At 72.3% G+C, this 26,050-nt stretch carries 23 protein-coding genes; 8 read left to right on the top strand and 15 right to left on the bottom strand.

Annotation, left to right across the window (positions count from 1 at the left end; all coding sequences use genetic code 11):
* Positions 1–44 precede the first annotated feature (44 nt).
* The 4 genes from AB0L00_RS28730 to AB0L00_RS28715 form a co-directional block, all read right to left on the bottom strand.
* Complete coding sequence (locus AB0L00_RS28730) at positions 45–2,147, bottom strand: glycoside hydrolase family 31 protein (protein ID WP_364440203.1); 2,103 nt, start codon at positions 2,145–2,147, stop codon at positions 45–47.
* A gap of 136 nt (positions 2,148–2,283) precedes the next feature.
* Entirely contained in the window at positions 2,284–3,216 is a 933-nt protein-coding gene (locus AB0L00_RS28725; RefSeq protein ID WP_364440202.1) for a Ppx/GppA phosphatase family protein, read from the bottom strand.
* A 128-nt stretch (positions 3,217–3,344) separates the two neighbouring features.
* Entirely contained in the window at positions 3,345–3,968 is a 624-nt protein-coding gene (locus AB0L00_RS28720) for a helix-turn-helix domain-containing protein (RefSeq protein ID WP_364440201.1), read from the bottom strand.
* Between the two features lie 40 nt (positions 3,969–4,008).
* The gene (locus AB0L00_RS28715; RefSeq protein ID WP_364440200.1) at positions 4,009–4,848 is read right to left on the bottom strand and encodes a class I SAM-dependent methyltransferase; all 840 of its coding nucleotides are present in this window, start codon (positions 4,846–4,848) and stop codon (positions 4,009–4,011) included.
* 385 nt (positions 4,849–5,233) lie between these two features.
* Here AB0L00_RS28715 and AB0L00_RS28710 point away from each other — a divergent pair, with 385 nt between their 5' ends.
* From AB0L00_RS28710 to AB0L00_RS28680, 7 genes are all read left to right on the top strand, one after another.
* Complete coding sequence (locus AB0L00_RS28710) at positions 5,234–6,082, top strand: ABC transporter substrate-binding protein (RefSeq protein ID WP_364440199.1); 849 nt, start codon at positions 5,234–5,236, stop codon at positions 6,080–6,082.
* 3 nt (positions 6,083–6,085) lie between these two features.
* Entirely contained in the window at positions 6,086–6,835 is a 750-nt protein-coding gene (locus AB0L00_RS28705) for an amino acid ABC transporter permease (RefSeq protein WP_364440198.1), read from the top strand.
* 50 nt (positions 6,836–6,885) lie between these two features.
* Positions 6,886–7,599, top strand: a complete 714-nt coding sequence (locus AB0L00_RS28700) for an amino acid ABC transporter ATP-binding protein (protein WP_364440210.1) — start codon at positions 6,886–6,888, stop codon at positions 7,597–7,599.
* On the top strand, positions 7,599–8,699 hold the full coding sequence (locus tag AB0L00_RS28695; RefSeq protein WP_364440197.1) for a LacI family DNA-binding transcriptional regulator: 1,101 nt from the start codon (positions 7,599–7,601) through the stop codon (positions 8,697–8,699). The genes AB0L00_RS28700 and AB0L00_RS28695 overlap by 1 nt, the downstream gene beginning before the upstream one ends.
* A 70-nt stretch (positions 8,700–8,769) precedes the next feature.
* On the top strand, positions 8,770–9,900 hold the full coding sequence (locus AB0L00_RS28690; RefSeq protein WP_364440196.1) for an FAD-binding oxidoreductase: 1,131 nt from the start codon (positions 8,770–8,772) through the stop codon (positions 9,898–9,900).
* A 23-nt stretch (positions 9,901–9,923) separates the two neighbouring features.
* On the top strand, positions 9,924–10,949 hold the full coding sequence (locus tag AB0L00_RS28685; RefSeq protein WP_364440195.1) for a Gfo/Idh/MocA family oxidoreductase: 1,026 nt from the start codon (positions 9,924–9,926) through the stop codon (positions 10,947–10,949).
* Positions 10,950–11,063: 114 nt separating this feature from the next.
* Entirely contained in the window at positions 11,064–11,885 is an 822-nt protein-coding gene (locus AB0L00_RS28680) for an SAM-dependent methyltransferase (RefSeq protein WP_364440194.1), read from the top strand.
* Positions 11,886–11,912: 27 nt separating this feature from the next.
* On the opposite strand, the gene AB0L00_RS28675 is transcribed toward AB0L00_RS28680, so the two are convergent.
* The 10 genes from AB0L00_RS28675 to AB0L00_RS28630 form a co-directional block, all read right to left on the bottom strand.
* A complete protein-coding gene (locus AB0L00_RS28675; RefSeq protein ID WP_364440193.1) occupies positions 11,913–12,737 on the bottom strand; it encodes a CoA ester lyase in 825 nt (274 codons plus the stop codon).
* A 52-nt stretch (positions 12,738–12,789) separates the two neighbouring features.
* Entirely contained in the window at positions 12,790–13,977 is a 1,188-nt protein-coding gene (locus AB0L00_RS28670) for a CoA transferase (protein WP_364440192.1), read from the bottom strand.
* An 87-nt stretch (positions 13,978–14,064) separates the two neighbouring features.
* Entirely contained in the window at positions 14,065–15,405 is a 1,341-nt protein-coding gene (locus tag AB0L00_RS28665; protein WP_364440191.1) for an ADP-ribosylglycohydrolase family protein, read from the bottom strand.
* The gene (locus AB0L00_RS28660; RefSeq protein WP_364440190.1) at positions 15,405–16,538 is read right to left on the bottom strand and encodes an ADP-ribosylglycohydrolase family protein; all 1,134 of its coding nucleotides are present in this window, start codon (positions 16,536–16,538) and stop codon (positions 15,405–15,407) included. Before AB0L00_RS28660 ends, AB0L00_RS28665 begins: the two co-directional genes overlap by 1 nt.
* Positions 16,535–17,566, bottom strand: a complete 1,032-nt coding sequence (locus AB0L00_RS28655; RefSeq protein ID WP_364440189.1) for an ADP-ribosylglycohydrolase family protein — start codon at positions 17,564–17,566, stop codon at positions 16,535–16,537. Before AB0L00_RS28655 ends, AB0L00_RS28660 begins: the two co-directional genes overlap by 4 nt.
* 17 nt (positions 17,567–17,583) lie before the next feature.
* Positions 17,584–18,576: an ADP-ribosylglycohydrolase family protein gene (locus AB0L00_RS28650; protein WP_364440188.1), complete on the bottom strand. Its 993-nt coding sequence runs from the start codon at positions 18,574–18,576 to the stop codon at positions 17,584–17,586.
* Positions 18,573–19,871 (bottom strand): sugar ABC transporter substrate-binding protein, encoded by a 1,299-nt coding sequence (locus AB0L00_RS28645; RefSeq protein ID WP_364440187.1) that lies wholly within the window; start codon positions 19,869–19,871, stop codon positions 18,573–18,575. Before AB0L00_RS28645 ends, AB0L00_RS28650 begins: the two co-directional genes overlap by 4 nt.
* Positions 19,872–19,883: 12 nt before the next feature.
* Positions 19,884–20,702, bottom strand: a complete 819-nt coding sequence (locus AB0L00_RS28640; RefSeq protein WP_345356518.1) for a carbohydrate ABC transporter permease — start codon at positions 20,700–20,702, stop codon at positions 19,884–19,886.
* Positions 20,699–21,649 (bottom strand): sugar ABC transporter permease, encoded by a 951-nt coding sequence (locus tag AB0L00_RS28635; protein WP_364440186.1) that lies wholly within the window; start codon positions 21,647–21,649, stop codon positions 20,699–20,701. Before AB0L00_RS28635 ends, AB0L00_RS28640 begins: the two co-directional genes overlap by 4 nt.
* Positions 21,646–22,653: a LacI family DNA-binding transcriptional regulator gene (locus tag AB0L00_RS28630; protein WP_364440185.1), complete on the bottom strand. Its 1,008-nt coding sequence runs from the start codon at positions 22,651–22,653 to the stop codon at positions 21,646–21,648. The genes AB0L00_RS28635 and AB0L00_RS28630 overlap by 4 nt, the downstream gene beginning before the upstream one ends.
* Before the next feature lie 270 nt (positions 22,654–22,923).
* Here AB0L00_RS28630 and AB0L00_RS28625 point away from each other — a divergent pair, with 270 nt between their 5' ends.
* Entirely contained in the window at positions 22,924–23,796 is an 873-nt protein-coding gene (locus AB0L00_RS28625) for an ADP-ribosylglycohydrolase family protein (RefSeq protein ID WP_364440184.1), read from the top strand.
* Positions 23,797–24,165: 369 nt separating this feature from the next.
* On the opposite strand, the gene AB0L00_RS28620 is transcribed toward AB0L00_RS28625, so the two are convergent.
* The gene (locus AB0L00_RS28620) at positions 24,166–25,890 is read right to left on the bottom strand and encodes a glycoside hydrolase family 6 protein (RefSeq protein ID WP_364440183.1); all 1,725 of its coding nucleotides are present in this window, start codon (positions 25,888–25,890) and stop codon (positions 24,166–24,168) included.
* Between the last annotated feature and the right edge of the window lie 160 nt (positions 25,891–26,050).

Below are 26,050 nucleotides of genomic sequence, written 5' to 3'. Positions count from 1 at the left end.
GTGACGAAGGTCACCGGCCGCGGCCGTCACGCGTACCGCTCCGGTCAGCCGGCCGTCGGCGCGGCGCCGGTGCGCCTGAGCGCGCGGATCGCCTTGTCGGCGCCCGCGGCCTTCACGTCGACGAACGCCGGTGTGACGTCGAGCGGCGTACGGTAGCCGCGCAGGATCTTCGGGCCCTGGACGACCGTGCCGCGGTTGACGTCGAACCACTTCCCCGTCGGCAGGAACACGTCACGGGTGTCGCCGCTGCTCAGCTTCGGCGCGGCGAGCACGGCCGGGCCGAGCATCCACTCGTCGCTCACCGTGTACGCCCTGGCGTCCTTCGGGAAGTCGAAGAACAGCGGGCGCATGATCGGGTCACCCGTGGCGACGCTGTGCTTCACCTGGTCCCAGATGTAGGACGCGAGCCGGCCGTGCGCCTGGACGGCGTCGCGGTACCGGTCGATGGTCTCATGGTCGTAGGGAACCGGCTTGCCGGTCTTCGGGTCGTTCGTTCCGGCCGGCGACGTCGAGGAGTACATCAGCGGCATCAGCGAGGCCGACTGGGCCCACCGGATGAGGACCTCCTTCGCCGGGGCGGGCTGGCTCAGGGAGCCGCCGATCATGTCGGTCTCGACGAACGGGTAGCCGATGGTGGAGATCGCGAGGTTCTGCGCGACCGAGGCGGCGAGGGAGTTCCAGCCGGTCCCCTTGTCCACCTGGCGGATGACGAAGCCGGTCTGCTGCGACCCGCTCCAGTGCACGCGGATGCCCGCGCCCTGCAGGTCGAACTGGTCGGCCAGTTGCGCGCCGAGCCGCTGGTAGTCGGCGCGCTGGTAGCCCTTGTCGGGCGCACAGGTGTCGTCGAAGAAGCGGGTGTCGAACTTGAACCCGTCCACCCCGTAGGTGCTCATGAGCTTCTTGATGTTCGCGACGTACCAGGCCTTGGCGTCGGGGTTGGCCAGGTCGACGATGCCGGCGGTGCCGTTCCACCAGCTCACCGTGCACGGCTTGGCAGGGTCAGCCTTGTCCTTCAGCAGGTAACCGTGGTCGACGGCGTACTGGTAGTTGGTGGAGTCCAGGTTGATCCACAGCGTGACCCAGAGGCCGAAGTCATAGCCCATCGCGTGGATCTTGTCCGACATCGCGCGCGCGTCGGGGAAGGTCTTGGTGTTGAAAGTCAGGTTGCCGTAGTTGGACTCCCACCGGTCGTCGAGCTGGATCGTGTGCCCGGGGATGCCGTTGTCGTGCAGTTTCTGGGCGTAGTCGAGAAGCTTGGCCTGGTCGACCTTGGTGTAGAACTGCGCCCAGGAGTTCCAGAGCGGCTTCTCGAACTGCGTGTAGGTGGCGTCGCTCTTGGCGGGCTTGCCGACGACGCCGGTGTGGTCGCGGTAGACCTGGAAGGGGTCGGACTCCACGAAGACGGTCGCGTTGTAGGTGCCGCCGGAGGCGACGGTGAAGCGGCCGAGGCCGTCGTTCGCGTCGTTGATGGCGACGTCCATCACCTCGCCGGTGTCGACGAGCAGCCCGGTGGCGCTGGAGGTGTACCAGAACGGGTCGACCATCTCGTACGACGCCGGCCCGAAGGCGCTGTCGTGCACGTTGCCGGCGTCGAGCGGCCACGGCTGGTCCGTGGTCGGACCGCCCTTGGAGGTTGCCGCCTCGCCGTGGCCGTACCAGTGGCCCGCGGACTTCAGGTCGAAGGCGAGGCCCAGTTGGTCGGCGCTGCCGCCCTTGACGTTCCAGGACAGGGCGTACCGGTCGGGTTTCGGGGTGATCAGCGCCTCGGCGGTGACGCCGTTCCGGGTGGTGGCGGCGTCGAGGCGCAGGACGCCGTTCTTCCAGGACCAGTGGGTGACCTTGGTGGCCCGCTGCCACGCTCCGCCGGAGCGGAAGCGGAGGCCGCCGGTCGTACCGCCCGCGGTGGCCAGCACGGTGTGCCCGCCGCGTCTGGTCGTGATCGTCAGTGAGCCGGTGGCGACCTTGACGGAGTATCCCGGCGCTCCGGCCGAGGCGGGCACCGTGAGGGTCACCGCGCGGGCATCGTGGGTGACCTGCGGGCCCGCGGTGGGCGCGGCGCCCGCGGCGGGCACCGCGGCGAAGGCGCCCAACGTCAGGGTTGCGAGAGAGACGGCGATCGCGACCGGTCGGTCACGCCATGACAGCACCCGGTACCTCCCGAGAGGAGTCGTCGGGCTGGCACCCCGAATCCGGCCCGAGCCTGATCATGATTAATCCTGCTCATAGTTGGCCGCGAACGCGCACGTGTCAACATTCCTGGCCGTGGCCGGTACGCGCGGCGGGTCAGGTCCACGCGGGCAACGCGTCGAGATGACGCAGGATGACGCCCTCCCGCAGCGCCCATGGGCAGATCATGACCTCAGGCAGTTCGAACAGGTCCATCGCGGCGTCCGCGACGATCGCCCCGGCGACGAGTTGCGGCGCCCGGCCCGGTGACACCCCCGGCAGCTCGGCGCGCTCGGCCGCCGTCATCCCGGCCAGCCGCTCGGCCCACTCGGTGAGGTCCGCGTGGCTGAGCACCCGCTGGACCAGGGGGCCCTGCCCGGTCGGGGCGGCACCGGCGATCCGCGCGAGCTGCTTGAACGTCTTGGACGTCGCCACGGCGTGGTCCGGCGTGCCGCGCCGGGTCACCCCCGAGACCTCGCGGCCGATCGCCGCCCGGACGTACTTGCGCAGCGCGCGCACCTCCTCGGGCGGCGGCGGATCGGCGGAGAACCAGTCACGGGTCAGTCTTCCCGCTCCCAGCGGCAGGGAGGCCGAGAAGTCCGGGTCCTCGTCGGCGCCCGCGGCGATCTCCAGGGAGCCGCCGCCGATGTCCAGGAGCAGCAGCCGGCCGGCCGACCAGCCGAACCACCGCCGGGCCGCCAGGAACGTCAGCCGCGCCTCCTCCTCCCCGGGGAGCACCTGCAGGTCCACGCCGCTCTCGGCGCGGACCTTCGCCAGGACGTCCTCTCCGTTGGCCGCCTCGCGGACCGCCGAGGTGGCGAATCCGATCAGCCGCTCCACTCCCTTGTCCTCGGCGATGCGCATGGCGTCCGCCACGAAGCTCTCCAGCAGCGCCGCGCCCGCCGCGGACAGCCGGTCGCCCTCCAGGTGCGCGGCCAGCCGCATCTCGTCCTTGTGGGAGAAGGCGGGCAGCGGCGCCGCGCCGTGGTGCGCGTCGACCACCAGCAGGTGAACGGTGTTCGATCCGACGTCCAGGACACCGAGTCTCATGGCCGCACGTTATCGGGCCGCCGCTGCCGCCCGCCCGGCGGCGTCCGGCCCGACCCGGCCGGGGACCGCTCCCCGGGCCGCCGCGCGAGCGACGTCCCGGTCCTGCGGGCTCGGGACCGAGGGACCGGTCAGCGGCCGATGCCGCGCAGCACGGCGGCGACCACGGCGTCGATCTCGTCCGGTGAGGCGGGCGCGGCGTCCGGCGCCCCGGCGTGCCGCAGCAGCCGGGACAGGACCGTCTCGTGGCAGACGCCGACCAGCATTCGCGCCGCCGGCTCCACCGGCGCGTCCGGGGCGAGCCGCCCCAGCTCGCGCTCGGCCCGCAGGTAGCCGATCAGCCGGTCCCGCCAGTCGTCCCCCGGCCGCACCAGGTCGGCGAACCGGGCGAGGACCTCGGGCTGGGCGAGCAGCCCGGCGAACGCCGGCAGGATCGCCCGGTGCAGGTCCAGACCGTGCACGAGGTAGGCGCGCAGGTTGCCCTCGATGGTGCCGCCGCCCGGCTCGGGCAGCTCGCCGAGGGCGCGCTCGACGGCCCGTACGCGGGCCCGCAGGGCGTGGGCCAGCAGTTCTTCCTTGTCGGCGAAGTGGTTGTAGAGCACTCCGTCGGCGACCCCGGCCGCGCGGGCGATCCCGCGCACGGTGAGCCCGGCCGTGCCGCGCTCGGAGATCAGGCGTTCGGCGGTGGCGATCAGGTGTGCGCGCAGGCTCTGCTCGCCGCCGTCGCGGAGCGCCGCCGCTCTTCTCGGTGCCATCAGCAGGCATCGTAGTGAGCCGCGCGGGGAGCGGCGGCCCTCAGGCGGGGCGCCGCGCGGTCACCAGCCATGCCGCGCCGCGCAGCCGCACGCCGTCGGGCCCCGCGAAGGACCGGAGCACGGTCGTGAGGGCGTCGCTCGCCCGGGTCGCCGCCTCGGGGCTCGCCTGGCGCAGCTGGTATCGGACGGGCCCCCAGTCACGGATGAACGCGGCGGCGTCGGCGACGTCCCGGCCCCAGGTCTGGTCCGCCTCGACGCGCGTGCAGTCGACCTCGCCGAATCCGGCCCCGGTCAGCACCTCCCGTACGCGCGCGGGGTCCGCGAACGAGGTGGGGCCGCGGCCGTCGGGCCCGGTGGGCCGGGGCAGATGGGCGGCCATCGCCCCGAAGACGGCCCCCAGGTCGGTGCCCTCGAACCCGGTCAGGCACACGAAGGCGAGCCGCCCGTCCGGCCGGAGCGCGCGGCCGATGTTGGCGAACGCGGCGACCGGGTCGGCGAAGAACATCACCCCGAACCGGCTGATCGCCGCGTCGAAGCCGCCCGCCGGGAACGCGTGGACCTGCGCGTCCGCCTGCTCGAAGGTCACGTTCGCCACGCCCTCCTCGGCCGCGCGGGCGCGGGCCCTGGCGAGCATCGGCGCGGACAGGTCGATCCCCTGGGCGCGGCCGGATCGGGCCGTACGGGCGGCGAGGCGCGTCAGCTGCCCGTTGCCGCAGCCGATGTCCACCACCCGGTCCCGCTCGCCGATCGCGGCCGCCTCCAGGACGAACCGGTTGAACCCGACGTTCACGGCGTCGTACCGGTCGGCATGGCCGGCCCAGTGCTCCCCCTCGTAGCCGTTCCACGCCTCGGCCTGCGCGGTGTTGACGATCTGTGACATCACGACCCCTCGATGGACGAAATGAACATGCGTTCATGAACGCATGTTCATAATGATCCGATCGGCGACGGCCGTCAAGGGTTCCGGCGCCGCACACCACGCATCGCATCCCGTCGACAGCGGTGACCACCCCGCCGCCACACCCCCGCACGAGCGCGGTCACCACTGTTCCCATGGGTGCCTCCGCAGGGTCTTGACGACGGAACGCTTGCGTGAGAACGTTCTCTGCAATCGAAGCGAGAGAACGTTCTCTCGGTTGCCGACCAGCGTCGTTCGGCCTTCGGTCACGCGCGTGAACTCAGCACCGCGTCCGGCGCCTTCTCCCTCCACCAGTCCCGTTCGACCTCACGGCATGACGCCGTTCCCCCGACGCATTGGAGAATCGATGAGAAAGCTTTCCGCGGCACGAGCGGCGGCCGCCGCGATCGCGGTGTCCCTGCTCACGGTGACCGGCTGCGGCTCCGGCTCGAAGACGCAGTCCGCGCAGGCGGGCACCGCCACCGGCGTCGCCAAGGCGGGCGTCCTCAAGGTCGGCACCACCAACAACATGAAGCCGTACTCCTACGAGGAGAACGGCAAGCTCGCCGGCTTCGAGATCGACCTGATCGACGCCGTCGCGCAGAAACTGAACCTCAAGACGAGTTTCGTCTCCCTCGACTTCTCCGCGCTGCTGCCCGCCGTCAACAACCGGCAGTTCGACACGGTCGCCGCCGCCGTCGGCATCACCGCGCCGCGCAAGAAGATGGTCGACTTCTCCGACGGCTACCTCGCCGGCTACTTCGGCGTGCTGACCCGCTCGGACAGCGGGATCACCTCCGACGTCGGCACGGTGCGCGGCAAGAAGGTGGCGGTCCTGCAGGGCTCGATCGAGGACGCCAACACGAGCACCTTCATCCCCGGCGCGAACGTCGTACGGTTCCCCGACGACAACTCCGCCGACCTGGCCCTGAAGAACAAGCGGGTCGACGCGTTCTTCAACGACTTCGACCCGAACCTGGCCATCATCAAGAAGTACCCCGACCTGCACCTCGTCCAGCCGATCACCATCCCGGCGACGGCCTTCCCCGCCGGGTGGGCGGTGCGCAAGGGCAACACCAGGCTGGTCACCGCGCTCGACGGCGCGCTGAAGCAGGTCGTGGCCGACGGCACCTGGCTGAAGCTGTACAAGCAGTACTTCCCGCAGGACCCGGTGCCCACCGCCAGCCAACTTCCCCCCTACACCGCCAAGGGGTAAGTCGTGAACGACCTTGTCCGGAACTTCTTCGACTGGCAGCTGATCCGCCAGGTGCTGCCGGACCTGCTGACCTACGGGCTGCGCAACACGCTGGTCCTCGCGATCCTGTCCTCGCTGCTGGGCAGCGTGATCGGGATGGTGCTGGCCGTCATGGGCCTGTCGCACCGTTGGTGGCTACGGCTGCCGGCCCGGGTCTACACCGACCTGTTCCGCGGCCTGCCCGCGGCGCTGACCATCCTCATGGTCGGTGAGGGCGTGTTCTCGGCGCAGATCGGCTGGCTGGAGTCGCCGTACCCGGTGGCCATCCTGGCGCTGAGCCTGATGTCCGCCGCCTACATCGGGGAGATCTTCCGATCCGGGATCCAGAGTGTGGAGAAGGGCCAGGGGGAGGCGTGCCGGGCTCTGGGGATGACCCACGGTCAGGCGCTGCGCCTGGTGGTCGTCCCCCAGGGCGTACGGCGGGTGCTGCCGGCGATGGTCAACCAGTTCATCGCCATCATCAAGGACTCCAGCCTCGTCTACTTCCTCGGCCTGGTCACCAGCCAGCGCGAGCTCTTCCGCATCGGCCAGGACAGCTCGGTGGCCACCGGGAACCTGTCCCCGCTGCTGGCGACCGGCCTGTGTTACCTGCTGCTGACCGTCCCCCTGACCCACCTGGTGAATCACATCGACCGCCGGCTGCGCGAGGGCTCCCGCCGGGCCCTGGTCGCCGATGAGGCACCGGCCGTCAACGCGGAAGGAGCGCTCGCGTGACGTCGTCAGAGCCGTCCGCCCCTGCCGAGCGGCGTTACCGGGGCTCCTCGCTGGAGGCCCGTGGCATCCGGATCACGTTCGGGCCGCTGGAGGTCCTGCGCGGCGCCGACCTCCTGGCGCCCGCCGGGAAGGTCGTGTGCGTCATCGGCCCCTCCGGCTCGGGCAAGTCCACGATGCTGCGGTGCCTCAACGGCCTGGAGACGCGGACCTCCGGGCAGGTGCTGCTGGACGGCGAGGACACCTCCACCCTGGACGTCAACGTGCTGCGGCAGCGCATCGGCATGGTCTTCCAGCATTTCAACCTGTTCCCCCACAAGACCGCGCTGCAGAACGTTACGCTCGCCTTGACCACCGTCAAGAAGATGCCGAAGGACCAGGCCACCGCGACCGCCATGCAGCGCCTCAAGGACGTCGGGCTGGCCGACCGCAGCGGGCACCGGCCCGCGCAGCTGTCCGGCGGCCAGCAGCAGCGCGTCGCCATCGCCCGCGCCCTGGCGATGGAGCCCGAGGTCATGCTGTTCGACGAGGTGACCAGCGCGCTCGATCCGGAGCTGGTCAAGGGTGTGCTCCAGCTGATGGCCGACCTCGCCCGCGGCGGGATGACGATGGTCGTCGTCACCCACGAGATGGGCTTCGCCCGTCAGGTCGCCGATACGGTGGTCTTCATGGACGCCGGTGTGGTCGTCGAGGCCGGTCCGCCCGAGCAGATCTTCGACGCGCCCGGGTCGCCCCGGCTGAAGAAGTTCCTGGCGCAGGTCCTGTGATGGCAGGCGATACAGGCGCCAGGAACGGCCGGCGACGCCCGACCGTGGCCGACGTCGCCCGCGAGGCCGGCGTCTCGGTGGCCACGGCGGGGCGCGCGCTCGGAAACTACGGCCGCGTCCGCGACGACCTGCGCGAACGCGTCCAGGCCGCCGCCGCGCGGCTGGGGTATGAGCCCAACGTCGTCGCGCGCAGCATGCGCTCCGGCGGCACCCGGAGCATCGGGTTCGTCGCGGCGGACATCGCCAACCCCTACTTCGCCGCCGCGATGCGCGGGGTGTGCGACGTCGCCCACGAGGAGGGCTACGAGGCGATCCTGTTCAACGTCGACGACCGGCTGGACGTCGAACGCAACGCGATCAAGGTGCTCCTGGAGAAGCAGATCGACGGCATCGTCGTGTCGCCGATCTCGGTGACCGACATGGGCCACCTCCGGCGGGCCCAGGAGCGCGGCGTCCCGGTGGTGCTGCTCGACCGGACCAGCGCCAGGATGAACGCCGACAGCGTCGTCATCGACAACGAGGCCGCCGCCTACGGCGCGGTGGCGCACCTGCTGGAACTCGGGCACCGGCGGGTGGGCCTGGTCGCCTCCGTGGTTCCGCACGAAGAGCCGGAACTGGTCGTGCGGAAGGACACCGGGCGACTGGGCGTACGGGGCACGGTGCGCCCGTCGATCGACCGTGTCCGCGGATACCTCGCCGCTCTGGACGCCTACGACGCCGTCTCCGCGCGGGAGCTGGTCCGCTTCACGTGCCTCGACGAGGTCCGGTCCGCCGAGGCGGAGGCCGACGCGCTGTTGACGCTGGCCGAGCCGCCCACGGCCGTGTTCGCCGCCGACAACGTCACCACCCAGGGGGTGTTCACGGCCGCGCGCAAGCGGGGCGTGAAGATCCCCACCGAAGTGTCGCTGGTCGGCTTCGACGACCTGGACTGGACCGCCCTCGTCGACCCGCCGGTGACCGTGGTGGCCCAGTCCCCCATGGACATGGGCCGCACCGCCGCCGAGCGTCTGTTCCGCCGCATCAGAGGAGAGGACCGTCCGGGCGAGCGGATCGTTCTTCCGACCCGCCTTGAGGTCCGGTCCAGCACCGCTCCGCTCTGACGCGCCGCCGCTCGCTTTCTGTGTGCCGTCTCCGTACGGCATCACTACTCGATCATTGAAAGGCTCTGTCATGCGTACTTCCCTGTCCCGGCCCCGTGTCGCCGTCCTGGGCGGCGGCATCATCGGGGTGTCGGCCGCGGCGCGGCTCGCCCGGCGCGGAGCGGACGTCGTCCTGGTCACGGCGGGCCGGCCGGCCGACGGGGCGAGCGGCCGCTCGCTGTCGTGGCTGAACTCCTTCGGCGGCGGTCGCTCCGAGGCCTACCACCGGCTGCGGCTGCTGGGCATCGACCGGTACCGCACGTTCGCGGCCCGTGTGCCGTCCTCCGCCGGCTGGTTGACGTTCGACGGAGGCCTGACCTGGGCCGCACCCGGGGAGGCCGACGGGCACCGGGCGGCGTTCGAGCACATGCGGCGCAACGGGTACGACGCGCACTGGCTCACGCGGGACGAGGTCGCCGGCTGGACGCCCGGCGTCGACCCGGCCGCGATCTCCGACGAGGGGGCGATCTTCAACCCGGGTGAGGGCTGGGTCGACCTGGTACCGCTCATCTCGTGGCTCGTGGACGACCTCAGGGCGGCCGGCGGCCGCGTCGTCGAGGGCGCCGGTGCCGCGTCCGTCGCCGTCGAGGGCGACCGGGTCACCGCGGTGCGGACGGCGTCGGGCGAGCGGATCGAGGTGGACGCCGCTCTGGTGGCGACGGGAGCGGACGTTCCGCGCATGGCCCGGGAGTTCGGCGCGACCATCGACGACGCGACGCCGCCGGCACTGCTCGTACGCGCCAAGCCGGCCGGCACCGCGCTGCGGGCCGTGCTGAACACTCCGCGGGTCGCCGTGCGCCCGGCTCCCGGCGGTGCGCTGGTGATGGACTCCGACGCCGCCGCGCGCGAGGTCGTCGAGCGGGCCGACGGCACGTACGAGGTCAAGGAGGCCACCGTCGAGGGGTTGCTGCGCGAGGCGTCCGCGGTGCTGACCGGCAACCCCGTGCTCGTTCTCGACTCCTACGGGGTGGGCCGCAAGCCGATACCCGGCGACGGCGAGCCGGTGTTCGGCGAGCTCGACCAGGTGAGCGGCCTGCACGTGGCCTTCACGCACAGCGGTGCGACGCTGGGACTGATCGCCGGTGAGCTGCTCGCCGACGAGATCGTGACCGGGGAGGCCAACCCGCTGCTCGAGGCGTTCCGCCCCGGCCGTTTCCAGTGACACCGAGAAAGGACGGACCCACGATGACCGCACCGCTGCGCATCGGCCTCGTCGGATACGGCTTCGGCGGCCGGTACTTCCATGCGCCGCTGCTCGCCTCGGCCCCGGAGTGCGCGTTCCTGGGGGTCGTCACGACCTCCCCCGAACGCCGGAAACAGGTCATCGCCGAGCTGGACCGACCGGCGTACGCGTCGCTGGAGGAACTGGCCGCCGCCGGGGCCGAGGCGGTGGCGATCTCGACACCGGCCGACACGCACCTCCCGCTGACACGGCAGGCGCTCGAACTCGGCCTCGCGGTGGTCTGCGACAAGCCGTTCGCGCTGGACGCGGGCGCCGCGCGGGAGACCGTGGAGCTGGCCGAACGGCTCGGCGTGGCCCTGACGGTCTACCAGAACCGCCGCTGGGACTCCGACTTCCGTACGCTGCGGCGGCTGGTCGACGCGGGGACGCTCGGCACGCTGACGCGGTTCGAGTCGCGGTTCGAGCGGTTCGCGCCCGACCCGGGGCCGCCGGCCGCGGGCGGCGGCACGCTGCTGGACTTCGGCAGTCACCTCGTCGACCAGGCGCTCGTGCTGTGCGGCCCGGTCGAGCGGGTGTACGCCGAGTGGCACGTCGGCGATGGCGGGCTCGACGACGACGTGTTCGTCGCGCTGACCCACCGCGACGGCGTACGGTCCCACCTGTGGGGCAGTTGGCGGCAGGGGGCGCCGGGCGCGCGGTTCCGCGCGAGCGGCACCGCCGGCGCATACGTCGTCGACGGCGTGGACGGGCAGGAGGCACTGCTGCTCGCCGGGGCCTCTCCGGCCTCGGAGGGCGATCGCTGGGGCGCTGAGCCGGAGGCGCGCTGGGGGCGGATACGACGCGGGGATCACGCCGAGGCCGTCCCGTCGGAGCGCGGCCGGTGGGATCTGTTCTACCCGGCGTTCGCCGCAGCGGTGCGCGGGACCGGCCCGCTGCCCGTCGACCCCTGGGACGCGGTCGCGACAGCGACGGTGCTCGACGCCGCGCACGCCAGCGCGACGACCGGCGACGTCGTCCGCCTCTCCTGATCCGGACACACGGATCAGGTCGTCATCGACCGCCCGCGCGCTCAGACGATGATCGCGGCGAACCGGGAGGAACCGGCAGGATAGGGATCAGACCCATCGGACGGCAGCGAGGAAATGACTGTGGACGAAAGTTCCATCAGCCCCGGGCCGGCGCCGTCGCCGGAGATCGACACGAGCGTCCCGCACTCAGCCCGGGTGTGGAACTACTGGCTGGGCGGAAAAGACAACTACCCGGTCGACCGGGTCGCCGGAGACCAGTACCGGGAGATCTTCCCCGGCATCGTGGACACCGCCCGCGCGGCCCGTCATTTCCTCGCCCGCGCCGTACGGTACCTGGCCGGCCAGGAGGGTATCCGGCAGTTCCTCGACGTCGGCACCGGCCTGCCGACGGTCGACAACACCCATGAGGTGGCGCAGCGCGTCGCGTCCGACTGCCGGATCGTCTACGTCGACAACGACCCGCTGGTCCTCGCGCACGCCCGCGCGCTGCTGACGAGTTCCGCCGAAGGCAGGACCGACTACATCGACGCCGACATGCACGCGCCCGAGGAGATCGTCCGAGCGGCGGCCGGCACACTCGACCTGACCCGTCCCGTCGGGCTGATGTTCATGGGCGTGCTGGGCCACGTCGACGACTACGAGGAGGCCCGGTCGATCGTCCGGCGGCTGATGGACGCGCTGCCCTCCGGCAGCTTCCTGGCGCTCGCCGACAGCATCGACGTCGGAGCGGCGCACCGGGAGGCGAGCCTGCGCTACAAGGACAGCGGCGCGATCCCCTACCACCTGCGGACGCCGGAACAGGTCGCCGGTTTCTTCGCCGGCCTCGAACCGGTCGAGCCGGGCATCGTGCCGATCCAGCGGTGGCGTCCCGAACCGGACCCGTTCGGCCCTCCGAGGGAGGTCGCGACGCTCGGGGGCGTCGCCCGCAGACCCTGACGAGGGAGAACTCCCTCAGGACCCCGGTCAGGCGGACCGCTCGCCGACGGCCTCGGCCAGGACGTTGCGCGCCTGGCGGACGACGGCGAGGTCGACGAAACCGCCGTCGGGGAGGGCGACGGCCCCCGTTCCCGTGGCGTCGCCCTCCTCGTAGGCCGCGACGACGCGGCGGGCGGCGGCGATCTCCTCGGCCGTCGGGCGGTAGACCTCGGCGATCACCGGCAGCTGGGCCGGGTGGATCGCCGCCCGCCCGCGGAAGCCGAGGGCGCGGCCGAGCCGGCAGGACGCGGCCAGCCCGTCCAGGTCGCGGATGTCGGGGTGGACCGACTGCACCGGAGCGGGCAGGCCGGCGGCCCGCGCCGCGACGACGACCCGGGACCGCGCCCAGACCAGGCCCGTCTCGTCGGCCACGCCGAGGTCGGCCTTGAGGTCGGCCTCGCCGAGCCCGATGGAGGCCACCGCCGGGTGGGCGGTCGCCAGGTCGTGGGCCCGCTCGACGCCCAGCGCCGACTCCAGGAGCAGGTGCAGGCCGGTGCCGGGCACGAGCTCCGCGATCCGCCGCACCTGGTCCACGGACTCGATCTTCGGCAGGCGGACGCCGTCCGTCGCCGGGAGCGGTCCGGCCAGGACCGCCAGGTCGGCGCGGCCCCAGGCGGTCCGCACGTCGTTGACGCGTACCTGGACCGGGCGCGGCGGATCCGCCAGCAGCTCCGCGACGTGTTCTCGGGCCCGGTCCTTGTGCGCCGGGGCGACGGCGTCCTCCAGGTCGAGGATCACCACGTCGGCGTCGGTGGCGAGCGCCTTGGCCACCCGGTCGGGCCGGTCGGCGGGGACGTACAGCAGCGTGGGCACCGTCAGATCACCTCACGGGCGCGGGGCGCGACGGACGGCGGTGTCGGCACTGTCAGATCACCCCGCGGGCGCGGAGCGCGTCGATCTCGTCGGCGCTCAGGCCGGCCGCGCCGAGGACGTGGTCGGTGTCGGCACCGTGCGCGCGCCCGGTCCAGCGCAGCTCGCCGGGCGTGGCCGACAGCCTGAACAGGACGTTCTGCATGCGCAGCGGACCGAAGTCCGGGTCGTCGACGGTCGTGATCGCATCCAGCGCGGCGAGCTGCGGGTCGGCCATGATGTCGCGCACGTCGTAGATCGGCGCGACCGCCGCCTCGGCCTTCTCGAACTCGGCGAGCACCTGGTCGCGGGTCCGCTCCCCCACCCACGCCGCCACCGCCTCGTCCAGCTCGTCGGCGTGCGCGGCCCGGCCGGCGCCCGTGGCGAACCACGGCTCGTCGACGTACTCGGGCCGTCCGACGAGGCGCACCACCCGCTCGGCGATGTTCTGCGCGGAGGTGGAGACGGCGACCCAGGAGCCGTCCGCGCACCGGTAGGTGTTGCGCGGCGCGTTGTTGACCGACCGGTTCCCGGTGCGCGGCGGGACCAGCCCGAGCTGGTCGTAGCCCGTCGGCTGGCCGCCGAGCACGGTCAGGATCGGCTCGAGGATCGACAGGTCGACGACCTGCCCGTCGCCGGTGAGGTCGCGGGCCCGCAACGCGGTCATCACCGCGTACGCCGTGGCGAGCGCGGCGATGCCGTCGGCCAGCCCGAACGGCGGCAGCGTCGGCGGCCCGTCCGGTTCGCCGGTCATCGCCGCGAACCCGCTCATCGCCTCGGCGAGCGTGCCGAAGCCGGGGCGCCGCGCGTACGGGCCGAACTGGCCGAAGCCGGTGACCCGGGCCAGCACGAGGCCGGGATTGGCCTCCTTCAGCCGCTCGTAGGACAGGTTCCAGCGTTCGAGGGTGCCGGGGCGGAAGTTCTCGATGATGACGTCGGCCTCGCGGGCCAGGCGCAGCAGGACGTCCTGCCCCTCGGGCTCCGAGAGGTTCAGGGTGATCGTCTGCTTGTTCCGGCCGAGCATCTTCCACCACAGGCCGATGCCGTCCTTGGCCGCGCCGTGCCCGCGCGCGGGATCGGGCCGGCGGGGGTGCTCGACCTTGACGACCTCGGCGCCGAAGTCACCGAGGAACATCGCGGCCATCGGCCCGGCGAACAGGGTCGCCAGGTCCAGGACGCGGACGCCGTCCAGCGGGCGGGTCATGGTGCCTCCTTCGTCGGCCCCATGCCCAAGGTGCTGTGCCGATTGATGCCCTCGCTCCGCTCGGTCATCGCTTATCCCTCCGTTCTGTCATCGCTGCTCCGCGAGGGCGGCGGTGCGGGCGGCCAGATCGCTGAGGCGTACGCCGTCGAATCCGGTCAGGCTGCTGGCGACGCGGTCGCGCAGCGGCCGCGTCCACTGGACGGGCAGCCGCCCGGCGCCGAGAAGGGCGCCGACGACCGAGCCGACCGTCGCGCCGTCGGAGTCGGTGTCCCAGCCGCCCGCCACCGCGGCCGCGATCGACCGGGTGAACTCGCCCGCGCCGTGGACGAGGGCGGCGGCGACCAGCGCGGCGTTGTTGATCGAGTGCACCCAGTGCAGGTCACCGTGGCGCTCGTACAGCCCGTCGGCGACCCGTTCGAAGTCGGTCTGCGCGCGGGCCGACGCGACGGCCTGCCGTACGGCGCGCGCCAGGCGCGACTCCGGCGGCACCACCGCCAGTCCCGCCTCGACGACCTCGTCGACCGTGTCGGCGACCAGGGCGGCCGCGCACATCGCCGCGGCGAACATCGCGCCGTACACGCCGTTGGCCGTGTGGCTGAGCCGGGCGTCCCGGTGCGCCATCGACGCGGCGGCCGCCGGGTCACCGGGGTTGACCCAGCCGTACACGTCGGCGCGGATCTGCGCGCCGATCCACTCCCGGAACGGGTTGCGGTACGTCGCCGTGCGCGGCGGCTCGACGCCGAGCAGCAGGTTGCGGTAGGCGACCCGCTCGGCGGTGAACACGCGGCCGCCCGGCAGCTCGTCCAGCCAGGCCTGCGCGACCTCGTCGGTCGTGAAGTCCCGCCCGTACCGCTCCAGGGTCGCCAGGGCGAGCATCGGGAAGTTGAGGTCGTCGTCCTCGGGGGTTCCGTCGAGATTCTCGGCGAGGCTGTTGACCGCGCTGCGCCGGTTCCACGGCCACCGCTCGGCGAGCTCGGCGGGGAGTCCCTCGGCGGTGAACCAGCCGCGGATCGGCCAGTTGCCGGTCGCCTCGGCGATCTCCCGGATGCCCGCGCGGGGGATCTTCTCCACGGGCTTGCCGAGCACGCACCCGGCGGCCCGGCCGAGCCACGCGCCGTGCAGCCGATCGAGTGACGCCGCGCGCGGCGCGCCCGAGGGCCAGGCCGGGCAGGCGGCGATGATCTCGTCCAGCTCGGTCGGCTCGTCGTACGGCGACGGCACCGCCGCGAGCTCGTCGAGCAGCTGCTCGGCCAGCGTCCGCAGCTGCGGCGACGCCGGCTCCGGCGAGGCGCCCGCCCGCGGCGGCGCGTCGTGCCCGCCGGCGGCGTGCCAGCGCGCCGTGACGTCGGCGACGTCGCGGCCGTCCTGCGCGGCCTGGCGGAGCTCATGCCCGATCAGGTCCTCGGGCTGGACCCAGGTCAGCCGCATCACCGCAGCTCCGCGAACGCCTGCTCGTGCGCGCGCCGCCGGGCCACGTCGGCGGCGTGCACGCGCTCGGCCACCGCCGCGATCGCCAGACCGGGCGCCTCCAGGTCCAGGCGGCTGGCGACGGCGACGTCCTCGCGCCAGTCGGCCGGTACGGCCGCCCGGCCGCCCAGCGCGCCGGCGATGGCGCCGCCCATGCTGGCGATCGAGTCCGCGTCACGGCCGTAGTTGACCGCGCCGAGCACGGTCTCGCGATAGTCGCCGCCCGCGATCAGCAGGAACGCCAGCGCGAGCGGCAGCTCCTCGATGCTGTGCGTGCGGCTCGGTCGCCGGGCGCCCATCCCCTGGTCGCGGTAGGTGTCGGCGACGGTGTCGAACGGCCGCATCGCGTCGCGCAGGGCCTCGAAGGACCCCTCCCAGCGCGCGTGGTCGCGGGCCCGCTCGCAGACCGCCTCGATCGCCGCCCTCGTGCCGTCCTTGGCGAGCCGCGCGGCGGTCGAGACGACCGAGTCCGGCGTGGCGCCCGGCCGCATCGCCTCGGCCACGGCCGCCGCGAACACGCCCGCGGCCTCCCGGCCGTAGCTGGACTGGTGGGCCCCGGCGAGGTCGATCGCCTCGGCGTACGCGCCGTCGGGGTCGGCGGCGTTGACGACGCCGACCGGCGCCATGTACATCGCGGCGCCGCAGTTGACGATGTTGCCCACGCCCGCCTCACGCGGGTCGATGTGGCCGTAGTGCAGCCGGAGCACCAGCCACTTCTCGGCGAGGAACACCCGCTGCAGCGGCAGTGCCTCCGCCTCCAGCTCGGGGATCCAGCGCTTCTCCCCCATCATCTCCGGCACGAGGTGCTCGGCGGCGGCGTACGCGTCCAGGTGGCCGCCCGCCCTCTCGTACACCCGCACGAGGGCATGCGTCATGAGGGTGTCGTCGGTGACGTGCCCGTCGCCCTTGTGGTACGGCGCGATCGGGCGCGCGTTGCGCCAGTCGGCGAAGTACGGGGGGACGATGCCGGTGACGGGGCCGTCGTAGCGTTCCCGGATCTGCTCGGGGGTCCACCCCTCCGTCGCCCCGCCGAGCGCGTCCCCGACCGCCGCGCCAACGAGCACCCCGACGGCCTTGTCCTGCAACGGAGTCATGCCTGTTCCTCCTGGTAAGCGGTCCCGGCCCCTCCGGGACCGCTGAGTCGATCGGCGATGGCGATGAGATCGGCGCCCGCGAGTTCCGGCAGGCAGCACCCGGCGAGGTGCCGGGCGCGCTCCCGCCAGGTCTCCGGCAGGGCCGCCCATCCGGTGACCGCGCCCGTCAGCGCCCCGGTGAGGGCGGGCGCCGAGTCGGCCAGCGACGCGAGACAGGCGGCGGCCGGGACGGCCCGCGCCAGGTCGCCGTCCGACGCGCGGGTGAGGGCGAGCGCCACCGGCACCGTCCGCGCCGCCGCGACACCGTAGCTGTACACGTGGTCCTGCAGGGCCGCGTCCAGGCTCGGGACGAGGCCGAACGCGTCACCGGGCAGGTCGAGCGCGGCGGTCGCCACCTGGTGGATCGCGGTGCCCGCGGGCAGTTCGGCCAGCGCGGCGGCGACGACGTCGCCGGCCGGGGCGCCGGCCACCGCGACGGCGACCGCGGCGGCCATCGCGCCGGCCGCGTGCACGCCGTCCTCGGCGTTGGTGATCCGCGCGTCGGCGCGCGCGGCCCGCGACGCCGTCTCCGGTTCTCCCGCATGAGCGGCGCCGAACGCGACCGCCCGCACGGCCGCGGCGTCGTCGAAGAAGTGCGGGTTGTCGTGGCCGCTCGCGGGCGGGCCGACGCCACGCGTCAGGTTGTCCAGTGCGGTGCGCACCGAGATCCGGGCCCGTACGTCGTCGCCCAGGGCCTCGAACGCCGCGCGGCGGTCGGTGCCGAGCGTGCGCGCGGTCCAGGCCAGCCACTCGGCGTCGTCGGACGGGCCGATCCCGAGGGCGGCGACCGGCTGGTTCAGTGCGAACGGCACCGGCAGCGTCGTGACCCGGTGGTCCTCGGCGAAGCCGTCGAGCTCACGGCCGAGCCGGCGGGTCCAGGGTGCCAGCAGGCCCCACCGGTGCCGGGCGGCCGGCCAGCCGGCCGCGTCACCGATCGCCAGCCCGGCGAACGCGCCACGGACCCGGTCCGGTACATCCCCCGATGACATCTGTCTCCTCCGCTCGTTCAGCCGTCCGACGCCGTACGCGCCCGTGCCAGCGCCTCGGCCACCTCGCGGACGTCCCGGCCCGCCACGGTGGGCAGGCAGGCGCCGCGGACCGGGCCGATGGCCCGCGCCCAGCGCTCCGGGACGCCGCTCTCGCCGCGGCCCGCCCCCGCGAGCGCCCCGGCGATGGCCGCGGTGGTGTCGGCGTCGCGGCCCAGGCTCACCGCGGTGACCGCGGACTCCTCGACGTCGCCGTCGCCGACCAGGTACGCGGCGAACGCCAGCGCGACCGCCTCCGGGGCCAGGTCGGTCCACGGGTAGTGCCGCACGACCACGGCCTCGTGCAGGTCCGCCGCCAGCCCGTCCCGGTCCCGCCCGGAGGCGATCCGTACGGCCGCGCGGACGCTGCGGGCGGTCCAGGAGTCGTCCGGGACCGCGCCCAGTCCGCCGGCCACGACGTCGGCGGGCGACGCGCCGGTCATGGCGACGGCGACCGCTGCCGCGACGGCCCGCCCGCCGAGGATCCCCTCGCCGCTGTGGCTGACCGCGCCGTCGACGGCCGCGAGCCGGGCCGCCTCGTCCGGATCTCCCGCCGCGAACACCCCGTACGGGGCGGCGCGCATCGCCAGGCCGTCGGACCAGCCGTGGTCGTGCCACCGCCCGGTCAGCGGCGGGGTCAGTCCCCGCCGCAGCGCCTGGACCGTTCCCAGCTCGGAGAAGCCCGCGCCCTTCATCGGCCCGGTGATCGGCAGGACCTGCTCCTCGTAGGCCGCGACGACGTCCTCGGTGGTGAGCGCCGCGCCATGTGCCGTCAGCAGCGACGCCGCGAAGATCGCGTATTCGGTGTCGTCGGTGCCCGCCGGGCCGCCGTCCGGCCCGGGCTCCAGCTCGGTGAGGCGGCCCCACCGTCTGGTGATCTCCTCGGGCGTGAGGTTCTCGGCGGGCCGCCCGAGGGCGTCGCCGGCCGCCAGGCCGAGCAGACACCCCCGGGCGCGGTCGCGGAACTCGCTCACTTGTTGTAGCGCTCCAGGACCTTGTTGCCGTCCTCGGTCAGCTTCTGCGCCAACTGATCGATCGTGATCTTGTTGGCGAAGTAGGACTGCAGGGCCGGCGTCGCCACCTTGCTCTTGAACTCGTCGAAGCCGTTGACCTTGAGGTACGGCGCGAGGATCAGGCTCTTGGCCGAGGCGGTCGCGACGTTCCAGCCGTTCTTGTCGGTGGTCAGCGAGGGGTCCTGCGCGGCCGTCTTGCTCGTCGGGATCAGCCAGTCACCCTTGGCCAGGTCCACCTGGTGCCGTCCGTTCAGGAACCAGGAGATGAACTTCATCGACTCCTTGGGGTGCTTGCTGTCGGCGGCGACCGACAGCGTCTGGGAGATCGCGCCCTGCTGGGTCGTCTGGCCCTTCAGCGGCGGGATCGTCACCCACTGGAAGCCGTTCGGCGCCTGCTCGACGACCTGCTGGCGCAGGTAGATCCCGGCGGGCACCATCGCGTACTTGCCCGCGTAGAACCCGGGCAGCGGGTCGGTCGTGCCCATGCCGAGCGTCGACGGGTCGGCGGTCTTGTCCTTGTAGAGCTGGTCGTGGATCCGCTGCAGGACCTCCTTCTCCTGCGGGCCGACCTTGACCGTCGTCTTGCCGCCGGAGGTCTGGAAGAACGTGCCGCCGAAGTTCAGCGAGAGGTTGAGCACCTTGTTCACCGGCGACTTGAGCGGCCACGCGATGCCGTACCGCTTGCCGACGGTGAGCTTCTTGCTGATCTGCTGGAACTCGTCCCAGGTCCAGGGGTTGTCCGCCGTGGGGATGCGCACCTTGGCGGCGTCGAGCATCTTCTTGTTGGCGAGGATGACCTGCGACTCCTGCAGGAACGGCACCCCGTAGATCCCCTGCCCGCCCTGGCCGTCGAACGTCGCGGTGCCCCATGCGGCGTCCGGGATGTCGTTCTTCAGCTCGGTCGGGATCAGCTTGGTCAGGTCCGCGAGGTAGCCCTGCCCGGCGAATCCGGCGAGGGCGGACGAGTCGTCGTGGATGACGTCCGGCGGGTCGCCGCCCTCGAAGGAGGTCACCAACTGGTCGTTGACGTTGTCCCAGCTGCCCTGGACGTACTGGACCTGGATCTTCGGATTGGCCTTGTTCCACTCGGCGACGAGCCGCTTGTTGGCGGCCAGCGAGTCCTTCTGCCAGGCCAGGCTCAGGAACTTCAGGGTGACCGGCTTTCCGGAGTCGTTGCCGCCCCCGGAACAGCCGGCGGTCAGGCCGATGACGGTGGCAGCGGCGACCGCGAGCGCGGAGCGTAGACCGCGACGCATGGGTACCTCCTACTAACCCTTGACGGCACCGGCGGTAAGGCCCGAGCGGAGCCGGCGTTGGATGATGGCGAAGAAAATGAGGCTGGGGATGGTGGCCAACAGGGACGCGGCGGCCAGCGGGCCGAGCCGGGCGGCCTGCTCCGCGCCGGTGAACTTCACCAGCGTCAGCGGCAGGGTCGCCTTGTCCGGGTCCTTGAGGATCACCAGGGCGAAGAAGAACTCGTTCCACGAGGAGATGAAGGAGAACAGCAGGGCGGCGACGACCCCGGGAGCGAGCAGCGGCGCGACGACGCTGACCAGCGTCCGCACCCGCCCGGCGCCGTCGACGGAGGCGGCCTCCTCCAGCTCGCGGGGAACCCCGCGGACGTAGCCCTGCAGCATCCACAGCGCGAACGGCAGGACGAAGGTGACGTGCACGAGGACCAGCCCGGGCAGCGTGTTCACCAGGTCGAGCCGGCGCAGGATGATGAAGAGCGGGATGATGATCAGCACGACCGGGAAGACCTGACTGACGAGCACCCAGCCGATCGCGATCCGGTTGAACACCGAACGCCGTCGCGCCAGAGCGTACGCCGCCGGGAGCGCGATGACCACGGTCAGCACCGCGACGGAGACGGCGACGATCAGGCTGCGGACCGCGCTGCCGGTGAGGTCCTGCGCGGCGAACGCGTCGCTGAAGTTGCGCAGCGTCGGGTGCTTCGGGATCCAGCGCGGGTGCAGGGTCGCCATCTCGCGCGGCGTCTTGAACGCCGTCGACAGCAGCCACAGCAGCGGGAAGGCCAGGAAGACGATGTAGCCGAGCAGCCCGGCGTACTTCAGGGTGCTTTTCACCGGGCGCTCTCCTTCATCTGGCGCCAGAGGTAGAAGCCGAGGACGACGAGCACGACGAGGGTGATCGCGACGCCGAGGGCCGCCGCGTACCCGAAGAACCCGTAGCGGAACGCCTCCTCGTACGCGAACAGCATCGGCAGGCGCGTACGGCCGCCGGGACCGCCCTGCGTCAGCGCGTAGACCATGGCGAACTGGTTGATGTTCCACACGAAGTCCAGCGCGGTGATCGTGACGATCACCGTCCTCAGCTGCGGAAGTGTCACGTTCCAGAAGCGGCGCCACACGCTCGCGCCGTCGACGGCGGCGGCCTCGTGCAGTTCCTTCGGCACGCCCTGCAGTCCGGCGAGCAGCACCACGGTGGTCTGCGGCATCCCGGTCCAGACGCCGACGACGATGATCGCCGGCAGCGCGGTACTGAAGTTGTTGAGCCAGTCGACGTTGTGGTCGACGATGTGCAGGTCCTGCAGGATCGCGTTGAGGATGCCGGCGTTGGGGTGGTACACCAGCCGCCAGATCAGCCCGATCACGATGGGCGGCATCGCCCACGGCGCCATCGCCAGCACCCGCGCGAACGTGCGGAACCGGAGGTTCTGGTTCAGCAGCAGCGCCAGGCCGAGCGCGGCCAGGAACTGCAGCACGGTGACGCTGACCGCCCAGATCAGACCGATCTTGAACGACGACCAGAAGTCGGTGTCCGCGAGGACGTCGCCGAAGTTCTTCAGTCCGACGAAGGAGATGACGGCGTTCCGGCCGCCGCGCGCGTCCGTGAACGACAGGTAGATGCCGTACAGCAGCGGCCCGAGGCTGAACAGCAGGACCGGTACGAGGGCCGGCAGCAGCAGGAGCAGCGTCCCCCGGTCGCCTCTGGGGCGCGGCCTCGGGCCTGACGCCGGGCGTCCGGCCCGAGAGGGACGGGCGGCGGGCCGGGCTGCGGTCACTGGGCTCACGAAGCTCCCTCCGTCGAGGCGCGCACGACGAGCGTGGGCTCGACCGTGACGATCCGGGGCGCGGCGGCGCCGTCTTCCAGCCGGTCGAGGAGCAGTTCGGCGGCCCGTCGGCCGCGCTCGGCCGACCCGAGACTGACGCTGGTGAGCGTCGGCCAGGCCGCGGTCGCCAACTCGGTGTCGTCCATGCCGACCAGCGCGACGTCCTCCGGCACCCGCAGGCGCTCCTCCCGGAGGGTGTCGAGCGCGCCGAGCGCGATCAGGTCGTTGGCGCACAGGAGCGCGTCCGGCCGGGAGCGCTCGAGGAGGCGGTGCGCCGCCCGGGCGCCCGCGGCCCGGTAGAAGTCGCCGACCTCCACCAGGTCCGGGTCGTACGGCAGGCCGAGCGCGGCCAGCGCGTCGGTGTACGCGGCGGCACGCGCCGCGCCCGGGATCGTGTCGAGCGGGCCGTTGAGGAAGCCGATGCTCCGCCGCCCGAGGCCGTACAGATGCTCCAGGGCCAGCCGCACGCCGGTCCGCGAGTCGGTCCGCACGTTGTCGACCGGGGTGTCCTGGGGCACCGAACCGATCACGACGACCGGTGCCGGCGCGCCGGCCAGCAGGTCGAGGTGCTGCTGCGCGAAGCCGCGCAGCGGGCTGATGATGAGCCCGTCGGCGTAGCGCTCCCCCAGCCGCCGGAGCACGTCGAGCTCGTCGTCGACGTCGCCGTCGGTCGAGTGCAGGACCAGGCGGTACCCGGCGGCCTTCAGCACCGGCTGGATCTCCCGGACCATCGCGACGTACGTCGGGTTGCCGATGTCGGCCATCGCGAACGCGACCTGGTACGTGCGGTTGGACTTGAGCGAGCGGGCCGCGGCGTTCGGCACGTAGCCGAGCTCGTCGGCCGCGGCCATCACCTTCCGTATGGTGTCCTCGCGGGTCGGCAGCCCGTTCAGCACGCGCGACACCGAAGCGATCGAGACCCCCGCACGCGCGGCGATCGTCGTGATCGTCGGTCCCTGAGCCACGGCTTCCCTCCGGCCTCGCCCACGAGTGCACACAGCACCCGTGGTTGTCGTTCTTGTTGTCGTAAACGTTTACAGACCGTTGAAGCGGCTTCCGTAAACGTTTACGGGAGTGAGGAGTATGAAACACGCCGGAAACCGTCCACGTCAAGAGGGGATGCCGGAAGACGGAGCCGTACGTCCCGGCGACACCCGACACGGCCGGGCCGAACGGACCCGGCCAGCCGCCTTTACGTAGTAAGTTCGTCCCGGCGTCCGCTACCGTGACGGGCGATGACCGCTCTCGCCTCCCTCGCGGGCCTGTCCGTCGGCGACGCGTTCGGCGCCCAGTTCTTCGCCACCGAGAACCGCCCGTTGCTCCTCGACGAGACCGCCGTGCCGCCCGCTCCCTGGCCGTGGACGGACGACACCGAGATGGCCTGCAACCTCCTCGACGTCCTGCACCGGCACGGTGAGGTGGACCGCGACGCCCTCGCCGCCGCGTTCGCCGACCGGTACGACCCCTATCGCGGGTACGGACCGGGCACCGTCGTCCTCCTGCGGGCGCTCCGCGACGGCGAGTCCTGGCGCACCGTCTCCCCCGCGCAGTTCGGCGGTCGCGGGTCGATGGGCAACGGAGCCGCCATGCGCGTCGCGCCGCTCGGCGCCTACTACCCCGGTGACCTCGAACGCGTCGCGCTGGAGGCGACCGCCTCGGCCGTCGTCACGCACGCGCACCCCGAAGGCGTCGCCGGCGCGGTGGCGGTCGCCGTCGCCGCGTCGTACGTCACGCACGGAGACGCGTACGGGCTCCTCGACGCGGTCCTCACGCACACCCCGCGCGGTGCCGTGCACGACGGCGTCCGGCGGGCTGCGGGCCTGCTCGACCGGACCCGAGAGGAGGCGGCGTACGAACTCGGCAACGGTTCCCGGGTCCTCGCCGCGGACACCGTGCCGTTCTGTCTGTGGGCCGCCGTTCGCCATCTGTCCGACTACGAGCGGGCGGTGCGCACCTGCGTGGCCGTCGGCGGGGACATCGACACGACCGCGGCGATCACCGGCGGAATCGTCGCGGCCCACACGGGCGTGGACGGCATTCCCTCTGCCTGGCTGGCGGCCCGCGAGCCCCTGCCCGACTGGATCGCGGAGTCCGGGGCGCGGCACTGAGTCACCGTCGGAGAGACGCCGGGGCCACCCGGCGCTCCCACACCGTTCGGTGGCGGCCCCGGCGTTCTATCCGTCCAGTCGCCGCAGGGCCGGGAAAGGTTGCCGTGTTTCCCCAACCAACCGACCCCGACCGACCTCCCGTTCGCGTAGAGACTTTCGAGCATGACGAAAGGGCACCGGGGTCACGGCGCTCCCACCGTTGAGTCCGACCCCGGTGCCCAGTCCATCGATCGCCCCGGGAAGGTCACCCTCCGGGGCTTCCCCGCGTGGCCGCGGGCTTCCTGGTGGGCCGGGCGGAGGCGACATGAGGCACCGCCTCCGCCCGGCGTCGGTGGCGCGGGTCAGGCCCGCGTCAGGGTGACCGGTGCCCTACTGCACCGGCGGGTAGGCGTTCTGCAGGAGCTGGTGGAACATCGTGGAGAACCAGTGACCGGACAGCGGGGCGTTCGCCATGGCACCGCTCGGGCTGTTGCCGTTGCGCACGTTCCCGCCGTAGTTCGGGTCGCACATCTGGTCGAAGCCCTTGCCCTCGTCGTTCGGGATGCTGGTGCTCGAACCGTCGGACTCGCCCGGCGGCTTGACCCACGCGTAGGCGTCGAAGCCGGCGGCCGGAGCGGCGGTCGGCCGGGCGCCCAGGCCGGAGCCGGCCTGGTTGCACCAGTCCCCGACGTGCGGCCGGCGGTCGACGCGCTCGGCGTTGACCTGGGTGTTGATGTCACTCGCCGTGCTCGGGCCGGTCGGCCGGGCCGACCCGCCCCAGCCGTTGCGGGAGGTGTCGATCACCATGCCGATGCTCGACGGGAAGCCGTCGGAGATCAGCTGCTGGCGGAAGGCCGCGCCGAAGCTCGACTCGTCCACGTAGTAGTTCCAGTCCACCCAGGTCGACGCGCGGGTCTGGGAGTTGACCGGCAGGTACGGCTCGGTGGTCGGCGAGTAGTTGGCGGTGTTGATGACGAAGCCGTCGACGCTGTTGACGCCCGCCGTGGTGCCCTTGGCGACCGTGGCGAACAGCTGCGCGGCGGGCCCGAAGTTGCTGTCCCAGCCGAGCCAGCCATGGTGGCCGGCGTCGAGGTAGGTGTAGACGTTGCTGATCGCGTGCAGCTTGTTCAGCGCGTACTGGACGCCCTTCACGTAGTTGCCGTTCTGCTGCATCGTCTGGCAGTTGGTGGTCGCCGTGTTGCCGCTGACGTTGGTGACCAGGTTCGGCAGCGAGTCGGGCTCGATGTAGGTGACGATCTTGAGGTTCGCGTACTTCGAGTCACTCATGATCGAGGCGATCGGGTCGATGTACTCGGTCTGGTAGCGGCCGAGGTCCGTCGGGCCGAGTTCTCCGTTGGAGGCGAGCGCCGCGCAGTCACGGCCGGGCAGGTCGTAGATGACGAACTGCGCGTAGCTCGCGCCCTGCGCCACCGCGGCGTCGAGGTGGGCCTTCAGGCCCATCCCGCCGTTGACGCCGTTGATCGCCGCGATGCGGTCCAGCCACACGGCGGTCGGCTGGTTGGCGATCGCGCTGCCGCCGTCGTTCTTGGCCTCGGTGGACCACTCGGAGTTCACGTAGCCCTTGCCGCCGGTGAACGGGTTGTCGGCGTGCGATCCGCCGTTCCCGGGCGGAGTGGGCGTGGGCGTCGGGGTCGGCGTGGGCGTCGGGGTACCGCCGCCGGCGGACCCGGTGCAGGTCGTGCCGTTGAGGGTGAAGGACGTCGGGGCGTCATTAGTCCCGGAGTAGGAGCCGTTGAAGCCCAGCGACGTCGACGCGTTGGTGGCGAGGCTGCCGTTGTAGGACAGGTTCTTCACCATGACGTGCTTGCCGGACTGGGAGAACGTCCCGCTCCAGCCCTGGGTGACCTGCTGGTTCCCGGCGAAGTCCCACTCCAGGGTCCAGGAGCTGAGCGCGTCGCCGAGGTTGGTGATCCCGATGTTCGCGGTGAAGCCGTTGTTCCACTGGTTCACCGACCAGGTCACCTTGCAGCCGACGGCCGCGTGGGCCCGGCCCATGCCGAACAGCACGGAGACGAGGCCGAGCAGCAGCGCGGCGATCGCCACTCCTGCCCGGTCCATCCGCAGCATGGCGCCGCGGCGGGGGTTGACTTTCATCAAGGGTGTGTCCTCCTCGGACGGTTCGGGAGCGGTTCCGGGATCGGAACGGCTCCATCGGGCGGGGGCGGAGGGGGTTCCTTCGGGTGATGGCTCCGGGGGCGCCGGCCGGCGCCCCCGGAGCGGGCGATCACTGGGTGAAGTGCTGGGCGTATGTCGC

The sequence above is a fragment of the Actinoallomurus sp. NPDC052308 genome (genome assembly GCF_040679195.1).
Taxonomy (GTDB): domain Bacteria; phylum Actinomycetota; class Actinomycetes; order Streptosporangiales; family Streptosporangiaceae; genus Actinoallomurus; species Actinoallomurus liliacearum.
This window is presented reverse-complemented; position numbering and strand designations above follow the sequence as displayed.